The sequence below is a fragment of the Enterobacter roggenkampii genome (assembly GCF_001729805.1).
Classification (GTDB): Bacteria; Pseudomonadota; Gammaproteobacteria; order Enterobacterales; family Enterobacteriaceae; genus Enterobacter; species Enterobacter roggenkampii.
The window spans coordinates 1011547-1023600 of sequence record NZ_CP017184.1; the positions used below are offsets into that span (position 1 = coordinate 1011547).

Annotated in this window: 11 protein-coding genes; 4 read left to right on the forward strand and 7 right to left on the reverse strand. The window is 52.6% G+C overall.

Annotated features, from left to right (window positions below; translation table 11 throughout):
• Nucleotides 1-43 precede the first annotated feature (43 nt).
• The 7 genes from cyoE to BFV67_RS04685 form a co-directional block, all read right to left on the reverse strand.
• On the reverse strand, nt 44-931 hold the full coding sequence (gene cyoE / locus BFV67_RS04655) for a heme o synthase (protein WP_008503325.1): 888 nt from the start codon (nt 929-931) through the stop codon (nt 44-46).
• A gap of 11 nt (nt 932-942) precedes the next feature.
• Entirely contained in the window at nt 943-1269 is a 327-nt protein-coding gene (locus tag BFV67_RS04660) for a cytochrome o ubiquinol oxidase subunit IV (RefSeq protein ID WP_006176899.1), read from the reverse strand.
• Complete coding sequence (locus BFV67_RS04665) at nt 1269-1883, reverse strand: cytochrome o ubiquinol oxidase subunit III (RefSeq protein WP_008503324.1); 615 nt, start codon at nt 1881-1883, stop codon at nt 1269-1271. Before BFV67_RS04665 ends, BFV67_RS04660 begins: the two co-directional genes overlap by 1 nt.
• The gene (gene cyoB / locus BFV67_RS04670) at nt 1873-3864 is read right to left on the reverse strand and encodes a cytochrome o ubiquinol oxidase subunit I (protein ID WP_008503323.1); all 1992 of its coding nucleotides are present in this window, start codon (nt 3862-3864) and stop codon (nt 1873-1875) included. The genes BFV67_RS04665 and cyoB overlap by 11 nt, the downstream gene beginning before the upstream one ends.
• Nucleotides 3865-3880: 16 nt before the next feature.
• Nucleotides 3881-4828, reverse strand: coding sequence for a cytochrome o ubiquinol oxidase subunit II (cyoA, locus tag BFV67_RS04675; protein ID WP_008503322.1), 948 nt, complete (start codon nt 4826-4828; stop codon nt 3881-3883).
• A 479-nt stretch (nt 4829-5307) separates the two neighbouring features.
• Entirely contained in the window at nt 5308-6783 is a 1476-nt protein-coding gene (gene ampG, locus BFV67_RS04680; RefSeq protein ID WP_023343488.1) for a muropeptide MFS transporter AmpG, read from the reverse strand.
• 46 nt (nt 6784-6829) lie between these two features.
• Nucleotides 6830-7408: a lipoprotein gene (locus tag BFV67_RS04685; RefSeq protein WP_023310568.1), complete on the reverse strand. Its 579-nt coding sequence runs from the start codon at nt 7406-7408 to the stop codon at nt 6830-6832.
• A 305-nt stretch (nt 7409-7713) separates the two neighbouring features.
• Between BFV67_RS04685 and bolA the strand changes: the two genes are divergently transcribed.
• The 4 genes from bolA to clpX all read left to right on the forward strand — a co-directional run bounded on the left by bolA (nt 7714) and on the right by clpX (nt 11945).
• Nucleotides 7714-8031, forward strand: a complete 318-nt coding sequence (gene bolA / locus BFV67_RS04690; protein ID WP_021241655.1) for a transcriptional regulator BolA — start codon at nt 7714-7716, stop codon at nt 8029-8031.
• A gap of 330 nt (nt 8032-8361) precedes the next feature.
• Nucleotides 8362-9660, forward strand: a complete 1299-nt coding sequence (gene tig / locus BFV67_RS04695) for a trigger factor (RefSeq protein ID WP_008503318.1) — start codon at nt 8362-8364, stop codon at nt 9658-9660.
• 260 nt (nt 9661-9920) lie between these two features.
• Nucleotides 9921-10544 (forward strand): ATP-dependent Clp endopeptidase proteolytic subunit ClpP, encoded by a 624-nt coding sequence (clpP, locus tag BFV67_RS04700; protein ID WP_008503317.1) that lies wholly within the window; start codon nt 9921-9923, stop codon nt 10542-10544.
• Between the two features lie 126 nt (nt 10545-10670).
• Complete coding sequence (gene clpX, locus BFV67_RS04705; RefSeq protein WP_008503316.1) at nt 10671-11945, forward strand: ATP-dependent protease ATP-binding subunit ClpX; 1275 nt, start codon at nt 10671-10673, stop codon at nt 11943-11945.
• The last annotated feature ends 109 nt before the right edge of the window (nt 11946-12054 follow it).

The following is a 12054-nucleotide window of genomic DNA, read 5'->3' on the forward strand; positions in this document are numbered from 1 at the left end:
TAAAAAAGGGTGCCGAAGCACCCCTTTATTCACCTGTTGTGGCTTACCAGACGTAAGTCAGCAGGTTATGTGAATCTGGCACCATGAAATCCACGGACATCATCACGGACAGTGAGGTGATGGCCACAATCGAGAACACAAACAGCTTGCGCGCCCAGACTTTGTCATCTTCCACTTTGTAACCGCGCAGCGCCATGCCGAGCCACCAGACGCTCACCGCAGCCGCTACTGCCAGATATTTGTATCCGGCGTAACCACCCAGAGAGAGCATCAGCGTTGCCACGGCAAAGGCGATGATGTACAGCGTGATGTGGTTCTTGGCAACGGAGATGCCCTTCACGACCGGCAGAACCGGGATGTTCGCTGCCTGATAATCCTTAAAGCGGAAAATCGCGATGGCATAGGAGTGCGGCATCTGCCACAGGCTAAAGATAGCCAGCAGGATCAGCGCACCGCTATCGAACTCGTTCGTGACCGCGCAGTAGCCAATCACCGGCGGCGCAGCGCCGGAGAGAGAACCAATCAGCGTGCCGTAGACGGAGTGACGTTTCATATACAGGCTATAGATGCCCACATACACCACGAACCCCATCACCCCTAGCCAGCAGGCCAGCGGGTTAGCACCAAACCACAGCAGCATAAAGCCAGCAATACCCAGCAAGGTGGCGTACACCAGCGAGACGGAAGGGGCGATCAGGCCTTTCACCAGCACCCGATTTTTGGTCCTTTCCATCTTCTTGTCGATATCCATGTCGATGTAGTTGTTAAATACACAACCGGACGCAACAACCAGTGACACACCGACCAGCGTGTAGATAAAGAGGGCGTAATCAATGCTGCCCTTAGAGGCCAGCAGGAACCCTCCGATCACGGAGATCAGGTTGCCAAAGATGATGCCTGGTTTCGTTACTTGCAGGTATTGCTTAAACATACTCGCCGCTCTTAGTGAACCATCATGTTGTAGTTGAGGTTCCACATAATCCAGATGGAACCGACTACCAGGATAGCGATGATAATCACGGTAAAGATAAAGGCGGTCATGTTCCAGCCTTCATCGGACTTGGTGTTCATGTGCAGGAAGCAAACCAGATGCACCAGAATCTGAATCACCGCGGTCACCAGGATTGCACCCAGGATAACCGGCTTAGACGCAGAACCGCTCATCACCATCCAGAACGGGATCACCGTCAGGATGATCGACAGGATGAAACCTGTCATGTAGGTTTTTACGCTGCCGTGGGAAGCGCCATGATCGTTAGAATGACTCATTACATCGCCCCCATCAGATAGACAACAGAGAACACACAGATCCACACCACGTCCAGGAAGTGCCAGAACAGGCTCAGGCACAGGATACGGGTACGGTTAGTACTGGTCAGGCCGCGACGGGAGATCTGGAACATCAGTACTGCCATCCAGATCAGACCGGAGGTCACGTGCAGACCGTGGGTGCCAACCAGCGCGAAGAACGCGGACAGGAAGCCACTGCGATCCGGGCCGAAGCCTTCCATGATCAGGTGATGGAATTCATAGATTTCCATCCCGATAAATCCAGCACCAAACAACCAGGTCAACGCCAGCCAGGAGACAACCTGGCTCTTGTTGTTTTTGTACATGGCGATAGCCGCCATGCCGTAGGTGATGGAGCTGAATAACAGCAGTGCGGTTTCAACCAGAACGAACGGCAGTTCAAAGATGTCCTTGCCGGTCGGGCCGCCCGCTGTGCCGTTCACCAGAACGGCATAGGTCGCGAACAGACAGCAGAACAGAATGCAGTCGCTCATCAGGTAGATCCAGAAACCGAAGACTTTGGTCGGTCCTGTATCGTGGTGCGCATGTTCATGCGCGTGGGCAGTTGAGTGCGCCAGAGTATCAGTTGCCATTTTTCAGCCCCGCTTTAGAAATCTCGTCGAAATGCTGATTTTCCAGCTTTTCAACTTCACGGACTGGTACGTAGTAGTCCACGTCCTCGTCAAAGCTCTTCACAATCCAGCTGATTACGATGCCAGCAAAGCCAACAATCGCCATCCACCAGATGTGCCAGATCATTGCGAAACCAAATACCGTTGCGAAGGCGGCAATCACGATGCCCGCACCGCTGTTTTTCGGCATATGGATCTCTTCGTAATGAGCAGGTTGCTTGTACGCTTCACCTTTTTCTTTCATTTCCCAGAATGCGTCACGTTCATGAACCTGAGGCACGATGGCAAAGTTATAGAAAGGCGGTGGAGAAGAGGTCGCCCACTCCAGCGTACGGCCACCCCATGGGTCACCGGTCAGGTCACGGTTCTGGTCGCGGTCGCGAATAGACACGTAGAACTGAATCAGCTGAGACGCGATACCACAGGCAATCAGCACGGCACCGCCCGCTGCAACCATCAGCATTGGGTGGAACTGCGGATCGATCTGCTGGCTCAGACGACGGGTCATACCCATGAAGCCCAGCACGTACAGCGGCATAAAGGCGACGAAGAAGCCGATGATCCAGAACCAGAACGCGCGTTTACCCCATTTTTCGTTCAGCGTGAAGCCGAACGCTTTTGGCCACCAGTAGGTTACGCCAGCGAAGCAGCCGAAGACCACGCCACCGATGATAACGTTATGGAAGTGCGCAATCAGGAACAGACTGTTGTGCAGAACGAAGTCAGCACCCGGTACCGCCAGCAGTACGCCGGTCATCCCACCTACGGAGAAGGTCACGATGAAGCCGATGGTCCACAGCATTGCTGAGTGGAACACGATACGGCCCTGATACATGGTGAACAGCCAGTTGAAGATCTTCACCCCGGTCGGGATGGCGATAATCATGGTGGTAATACCGAAGAAGGCGTTTACGTTCGCGCCCGCACCCATGGTGAAGAAGTGGTGCAGCCAAACGATGAACGACAGAACGGTAATACACACGGTTGCCCACACCAGAGAGGTGTAACCAAACAGACGTTTACGCGAGAAGGTTGCCGCGATTTCGGAGAACACACCGAATACAGGCAGAACCAGGATGTAAACTTCCGGGTGACCCCATGCCCAAATCAGGTTGATGTACATCATCATGTTGCCACCCATATCGTTCGTGAAGAAATGGGTGCCCAGGTAGCGGTCCAGGGTCAGCAGCGCGATGGTAACAGTCAGAATTGGGAAGGACGCAATAATCAGGATGTTGGCGCACAGAGATGCCCAGGTAAATACCGGCATCTTGAACATGGTCATGCCAGGGGCACGCATCTTGATAATGGTCACGAAGAAGTTGATACCGGTCAGGGTCGTACCGACACCGGAGAGCTGAAGCGCCCAAATCCAGTAGTCGACGCCAACGCCCGGGCTGTACTCAATTCCTGACAGCGGTGGGTAAGCCAGCCAGCCGGTCTGCGCGAATTCGCCCACACCCAGTGACAGGTTAACCAGAATAACGCCGACAACGGTGAACCAGAAGCTCAGGTTGTTCAGGAACGGGAACGCAACGTCGCGCGCGCCGATTTGCAGCGGAACGACCACGTTCATCAGACCGATAACCAGCGGCATCGCCACGAAGAAGATCATGATAACGCCGTGGGCGGTAAAGATCTGATCGTAGTGGTGCGGTGGCAGGAAGCCGGCTTCACCCGCAGACGCGAGCGCCTGCTGGCTACGCATCATGATCGCATCCGCAAAGCCACGAATTAACATGACGATACCGACGATGCAGTACATGATACCGAGTTTTTTGTGGTCAACCGAAGTCAGCCACTCATTCCACAGGTAGCTCCACTTACCGAAGTAAGTGATCAGGCCAACTAAGGCCGCGCCACCGATGATAATTGCAGCCACCGTAACCATGATAATCGGTTCATGGTAGGGCACTGCATCCAGTGTCAATTTTCCGAACATTTTCTTCCTCGGCCCCTTAGTGAGCGGTTTCCGCGTGGCTCATGTCCATGCCTTCCATACCTTCGTGCGCGCTGTGCTCGCCTTCCGGCTGGGTCATGTCCATGCTCTTGCCGTGATCCATAAATTTGCCAATAACGTCTTTGAACAAATCAGGCTTCACGTTAGAGAAGTACTCCACCTTGTTGTATTCGCTAGGTGCAGCCACTTTTTCGAACGCCGCCATGTCAGACATGGTGTTTGGAGACTGTTTCGCTTTTTCAACCCACTGGTCGAAAGCGGCACGGTCTGGCGTTGCAATAGCTTTGAACTTCATACCTGAGAAGCCCGGGCCGCTATAGCTGGCGGAGATACCATCGTAGGTGCCTGCTTCATTCGCGATCAGATGCAGGTTAGTCTGCATACCGGCCATCGCGTAAATCTGGCTACCCAGACGCGGGATGAAGAAGGAGTTCATTACGGAGTTGGAGGTCACTTTGAACTGAACCGGAGTGTTCGCCGGGAAGGCGATTTCATTCACGGTAGCAATGCCCTGCTCTGGATAGATGAAGAACCATTTCCAGTCCATGGAGACCACTTCAATGGTAATCGGTTTTTCATCGTGAACCAGCGGCTTGCTTGGCTCAAGTGCGTGAGTGGTTTTCCAGGTCAGTACGGCAAGGAACAGGATGATCAGGATAGGTACCGTCCAGACCACAGCTTCCACTTTGTTGGAGTGTGACCAGTTCGGGCTATACTTCGCATCTTTATTGCTCGCACGATACTTCCAGGCGAAACCAACAGCCATCAAAATGGCTGGAATAACCACAATCAACATCAGGCCAAAAGCCGTCAATATCAGTGAACGTTGTTCCAGTCCAATCTGTCCTTTGGGGTCTAGTAGTGCAGAATCACAGCCACTGAGTAATACAGTGCCTGCGAATAATGACAACCATCCCAAACTTTTATTGTATTTCCTGAGTCTCATTTAACGACCTCAATTCCACGGGAGTCTGGTGGCGTTTAAAGTGTGCGGGCATTTTACGGGAAGGTTACATTACTGTAAACATCATTAGGCCTGTGTCAGGAAGGTGTTACCGGGTTCTGCCGCACGTGTCACAAGTGTTGCAAATTATGTCGGTTTTTATGACCGAAGCCGCATGAGATGGGCTTTATAACGAAAGGACCCCCAAGCATACCCTAAAAGGGACAATTGGTATAACCATTGTTAAAAATAAACAAAAAATTAACAATTAATTATCAATAAAAAGACATCTAAAAAACGAAAAATCAAACTATCGCATGCTGAATCGTTTAATGAAAAATAGCGTTTTGGGACCAGAGCCAATAATTTCCAAATCCTATCCCGCACAAAACAACAAATATTTTTTTTAGTCGATGGTGGCTATTTCACCGTTATAATTTCGGTTGGTGATTACAACGGGAAATAACCTTTCGCATTTTTCTTCAGGTCAGCTGCGTTTTACGCAACGCCATGAAATCGAGCAGACCGCCCGTCAGGATCCCAACGATGGCCAGCAGGGCTCCGGCGTCCAGCAGAAGGGCCTCAAACGGGAGCGCCAGTGGTGTGCTGGCATTAATAATGAGCACGATAAGCCAGAGTGCCAGCGCAACACAGCCCATCATTAACAGACGTAACGCAAAACGGTAGGCGCGGTGATATTCAGTTCGTGGCATAAAGTGTTCGGTCCGCTGGGTATATTCCAGCGTCTGGCGACAGACCAGCAACAATAAAATCCCCGGCACGGCAGCCACGACGGAGAAAAGATAAAACGTTGGCCAACCGTGGGCTTCCACAAACCAGCCGGCAATCGGACCTACGTAAACGCGGCCAACGGCAGAGAGCGCCGAGAGCAGCGCGAACTGCGTGGCGGAAAATGATTTGTTGCACAGGGTCATCAGCAGGGCGACAAAGGCTGCTGTCCCCATACCGCCGCAGAGATTTTCGAAGAACACCGCAGCGGCCATGCTGATCATATGTTTGTCGGTAATCGACAGCAGCCAGTAGCCCGCGTTAGAGGCGCCCTGAAGAATGCCGAAGATCAGCAGTGCGCGGAACAGCGTCAGGCGCTGCATCAGCACGCCACCGTAAAGTGCCCCGACAATGGTTGCAAACAGCCCCAGCGTTTTATTCACTACCCCCACTTCACCGGCATCAAAACCGACACCGCGGATCAGGAAGGTGGTGGTCAGGCTCATGGCAAAGGCGTCGCCAAGCTTATAAAGGACGATCAGCAGCAGGATCAGCCAGGCGTTGTTGCGGCCAAAGAAGTCGCGCAGCGGTTCGGCCACGGCCTGCTCCAGCGAGCGGGGAACCGGAATAACGTCGCTCGGTTCGGGGGCAAAGAGCGTGGCGATAATGCAGGGGATAAGCAGGGCGGCCATTAGCCAGTACATGCCCTGCCAGCCGAGGTAACGGTCGGCCAGCCACAGCGCCAGCCCGCCAGAGACCAGCATCCCGAGGCGATAGCCCAGCACGCTGATGGCCGCACCGGCACCGCGTTCTTCCGCAGGTAACACGTCCGTCTTCCAGGCGTCGAACACGATATCCTGAGAGGCGGAACAGAAGGCAATCACCACCGCAAGCGCGGCCATCCAGCGCAGCTGCGTGGTGGGCTCAAGAAACCCCATCGCCGCGATGGCCAGCAGCAGCAGGACCTGCGTCATCACCAGCCAGCCGCGGCGACGCCCGAGGAACGGCGGCGTATAGCGATCCATCACCGGCGACCACAGGAACTTGAAGACATAGGCCTGGCCGACAAGCGAGAAGAAACCAATGGTTTTGAGATCGATGTTCTCGACCGTCATCCACGCCTGAAGCGTGCCGGAGGTGAGCGCGAGGGGTAAACCCGAGGCAAAGCCGAGGATCAGCAGAATCGCTGATTTCGGTTGCTGGAAAATGCGTAAGTAATGGCTGGACATGTTCTTATAAGACTGACCCGGTGTTACACCGGGTCAGTGAGCAGGATTAACGTGCGTTCTGCTTGATAAAGTCGTGGATGCTGGTGTCCTGCGCCATATCGGCGATGGTATCGGTCAGCACGCTGTTAACGGCGTTAGCAATGTTCTGGTTGGATGCCTGGAACGCACCTTCAACAGAGTAGCTCGCGCGGTAGTTTTTGGTCATCTTGTTGCCATTCTTCGCGGTGGCAATGATGGCGATATCCGCTTTGGTGGCGATGTTGTAGCGCACGTTGCCCTGTGACACGTCAGCGTACAGGTTGTTGACGATGATCTGCAGATCAACCGCACCGCTTGGGCCGATCATATAGCCGCGAGCGGTCATTTGTTTCTCCAGCACTTCCTGCAGCAGGAAGCGCAGGTCACGGGACGCGGTGAGCGTCACCTGCTGGTTATCGCGGGTCACTTTTGCCAGCGCCTGATCCTGACGCTGATCGGCACCGTTAATGCTCACGGTGACGCCCATCAGGCTTGGGTCCTGCTGAGGCAGGGTGATTTTTGGTGAGACATCAATGGTGGTAGGCGGGGTAGCACAGCCTGCCAGCATAAAAAGGGCTACCAATGGAAAGAAGAGTTTTTTTAACATTTTTAAGTTCTCACGAATCGTAAGCATAATAGAGAGAAAAATTGCCGCCATCATAACATCGCCAACGGTCAGGGGAAGTGGTCAACGCATGTAAATTCATCGTCTTGTCTGAAAACTGACCAGCTCACTCATTTTCTCCTTTCACGGATGATAAAAGGTATGAGCCTCACAGTTAACTTCATTCGTTTGAATGAGAAAATCGGACGAAAGCTAAATATTTGTTGTCAATGTGTAATGGAAACGGTAAAAGCGGCTAATATTTAAAGGGATGGGTGACATCCTGGCGTTGTCGGAGGAGTAATTTCATGATGATACGTGAGCATATAGAAGATAAATTAAGGGCAGCGTTCAACCCTGTGTTCCTCGAAGTCGTCGACGAAAGCTATCGTCATAACGTACCGGCAGGTTCTGAAAGCCACTTTAAAGTGGTTCTGGTTAGCGATCGCTTCACGGGAGAACGTTTCCTGAACCGACATCGCTTGATCTACAGCACCTTGACGGAAGAGCTCTCCACGACCGTGCATGCGCTGGCACTGCATACCTACACCATTAAGGAATGGGAAGGCTTGCAGGATACGGTTTTCGCATCGCCGCCCTGTCGCGGTGCAGGCACTATCGCCTGATAAATCGGATTTGCAACGGCTGGAGCTTTTCCAGTATGTTGCTTACAGATTTCCTCAAAACGGCCTTCGGGCCGTTTTGTTTTGTCTGAGTTTTGAGCGGATGGTGCGATTTTAAGGCTAAAAATAGCCTTAAAGTGTGAAAAAAGCCGCAGCAACATGCCCCAACCGTTCTCGACTCACCTAAGTGATGCCGCTATAATGCCGCGTCTTATTGAATGTCTTCGGGATGATTCTGGCGACAGGGAATGTGAATCTGCACTAAGAGAGCATCCCGGTATAACAGACAGATTCAGAGTTGACCGAGCACTGTGATTTTTTTGAGGTAACAAGATGCAAGTTTCAGTTGAAACCACTCAAGGCCTTGGCCGCCGTGTAACGATTACTATCGCTGCTGACAGCATCGAAACTGCTGTGAAAAGCGAGCTGGTCAACGTAGCAAAAAAAGTACGTATTGACGGCTTCCGTAAGGGCAAAGTACCAATGAATGTTGTTGCTCAGCGTTATGGCGCTTCCGTGCGTCAGGATGTGCTGGGTGAACTGATGAGCCGCAACTTTATCGATGCGATCATCAAAGAAAAAATCAATCCGGCCGGTGCGCCAAACTACGTTCCAGGCGAATACAAACTGGGCGAAGACTTCACCTACTCCGTAGAGTTTGAAGTGTATCCGGAAGTTGAGCTGAAAGGTCTGGAATCTATCGAAGTTGAAAAACCGATTGTCTCCGTGACTGACGAAGACGTTGACGGCATGCTGGACACCCTGCGTAAGCAGCAGGCGAACTGGAAAGAGAAAGAAGGCGCTGTTGACGCGGAAGACCGCGTAACCATCGACTTCACCGGTTCTGTAGACGGCGAAGAGTTCGAAGGCGGCAAAGCGTCTGACTTCGTACTGGCAATGGGCCAGGGTCGTATGATCCCAGGCTTCGAAGACGGTATCAAAGGCCACAAGGCTGGCGAAGAGTTCACCATCGACGTGACCTTCCCGGAAGAGTACCACGCTGAAAACCTGAAAGGTAAAGCAGCGAAGTTCGTCATCAACCTGAAGAAAGTGGAAGAGCGCGAACTGCCAGAACTGACTGAAGAGTTCATCAAACGTTTCGGCGTGGAAGACGGTTCTGTTGCTGGCCTGCGTACCGAAGTGCGTAAAAACATGGAGCGCGAGCTGAACGGTGCTGTGCGTAACCGCGTGAAGTCTCAGGCGATCGAAGGCCTGGTGAAAGCCAACGAAATCGACGTTCCTGCTGCCCTGATCGACAGCGAAATCGACGTTCTGCGCCGTCAGGCTGCACAGCGTTTCGGTGGCAACCAGCAGCAAGCGATGGAACTGCCGCGCGAGCTGTTCGAAGAGCAGGCAAAACGCCGCGTTGTGGTTGGCCTGCTGCTGGGCGAAGTGATTCGTACCCACGAGCTGAAAGCTGACGAAGAGCGTGTGAAAGGCCTGATCGAAGAGATGGCTTCTGCATACGAAGATCCATCAGAAGTGATCGAGTTCTACGGTAAGAACAAAGAGCTGATGGACAACATGCGCAACGTTGCCCTGGAAGAGCAGGCTGTTGAAGCGGTACTGGCGAAAGCGAAAGTGACCGAAAAAGCGACCTCTTTCAACGAACTGATGAACCAGCAGGCGTAATTTCGCCCCAACGGTTTAAAGTTTGAACAGAAAACCCGTTGCCTTGCGGCAGCGGGTTTTTTTTATCGCAGCCAGAGCCCAGGAAGAGTGCTAAAACGCCCTTTCGGTGTTAGCGTAACAACAAAAGGTTGTTATGCTTGAAATAGGGCACTGTGAACCCCATAAGTACGTAATCATGATGAATGAGACTGGCTGATAATCCGTCCGTAAGGTTACAATCAGTACAGCAGGTGTTTTCAATTTTGATCCAGGAGACGGAAATGTCATACAGTGGCGAACGAGATAACTTTGCACCCCATATGGCTCTGGTGCCAATGGTTATTGAACAGACCTCACGTGGTGAGCGTTCTTTTGATATCTATTCCCGTCTGCTCAAGGAACGCGTTATCTTTCTGACCGGCCAGGTGGAAGACCACATGGCTAACCTGATCGTGGCGCAGATGCTGTTTCTGGAAGCGGAAAACCCGGAAAAAGACATTTACCTGTACATTAATTCCCCGGGTGGCGTGATTACCGCAGGGATGTCCATTTATGACACCATGCAATTCATCAAACCGGATGTCAGCACGATCTGTATGGGTCAGGCCGCATCTATGGGCGCGTTCCTGTTAACTGCAGGGGCGAAGGGTAAGCGATTCTGCTTGCCGAATTCCCGCGTGATGATTCACCAGCCGCTGGGCGGTTACCAGGGGCAGGCGACGGATATCGAAATCCACGCCCGCGAAATCCTGAAAGTAAAAGCGCGCATGAATGAACTTATGGCGCAGCATACGGGTCAACCTCTCGAGCAGATCGAGCGCGATACCGAGCGCGATCGCTTCCTCTCTGCTTCAGAGGCAGTTGAGTACGGCTTAGTCGACTCCGTGTTGACCCATCGTAATTGATGCCCGCGACGCGAGTGTGCCGCTATACTAAGGTAGGGCGGCACGCTGCTTGATGCAGCTTGCGTCTTAGAATGGCATTTGCGTCGTCATGTGCGGCACAAAGAACTTAAAAAGAGGTTTGGACTCATGACAGATAAACGCAAAGATGGTTCGGGCAAACTGCTGTACTGCTCTTTTTGCGGCAAAAGCCAGCATGAAGTGCGTAAACTGATTGCCGGGCCGTCCGTGTATATCTGCGACGAATGCGTCGATTTATGTAACGACATCATTCGCGAAGAGATTAAAGAAGTCGCACCGCACCGTGAGCGCAGCGCGCTGCCAACGCCGCATGAAATTCGTCATCACCTTGACGACTACGTCATCGGCCAGGAGCAGGCCAAGAAAGTGCTGGCGGTAGCGGTCTATAACCACTACAAACGCCTGCGTAACGGCGATACCAGCAATGGCGTGGAACTGGGTAAAAGTAACATTCTGCTCATCGGCCCAACCGGTTCCGGTAAAACGCTGCTGGCTGAAACCCTGGCGCGTCTGCTTGATGTTCCGTTCACCATGGCGGATGCCACCACCCTGACCGAAGCCGGTTACGTGGGTGAGGACGTCGAAAACATCATCCAGAAACTGCTGCAGAAGTGCGATTACGACGTACAGAAAGCCCAGCGCGGGATTGTTTACATCGATGAGATCGACAAGATCTCCCGTAAATCCGACAACCCGTCCATCACTCGTGACGTATCGGGTGAAGGCGTACAGCAGGCACTGCTGAAGCTGATCGAAGGTACGGTTGCCGCCGTTCCGCCACAGGGTGGTCGTAAACATCCGCAGCAGGAGTTCCTGCAGGTTGATACCTCCAAGATCCTGTTCATCTGTGGCGGTGCCTTTGCTGGTCTGGATAAAGTCATCTCCCACCGTGTTGAAACCGGCTCCGGCATTGGTTTTGGCGCAACGGTGAAATCCACATCCGAAAAACCGAACGAAGGCGAGCTCCTGGCACAGGTTGAACCAGAAGATCTGATCAAATTCGGTCTGATCCCTGAATTCATCGGTCGTCTGCCGGTTGTGGCTACGCTGAATGAGCTGAGTGAAGAGGCGCTGATCCAGATCCTGAAAGAGCCGAAAAATGCGCTGACCAAGCAGTATCAGGCGCTGTTCAATCTGGAAGGGGTTGATCTGGAATTCCGCGACGAAGCGCTGGATGCGATTGCCAAAAAAGCAATGAGCCGCAAAACCGGCGCGCGTGGCCTGCGTTCTATCGTTGAAGCGGCACTGCTCGACACCATGTACGATCTGCCGTCGATGGAAGACGTTGAGAAAGTGGTGATTGACGAGTCGGTCATCAGCGGTCAAACCAAACCGCTGCTGATTTACGGCAAACCGGAAGCCCAGCAGGCATCTGGCGAATAATTCACCAAATCATACAAGCAGTTAATCAAAAAGGGGGGATTTTATCTCCCCTTTACTTTTTCCGTATTCATAGCGTTGAATGTGTGGGAAACATCCCCATATACTGGAT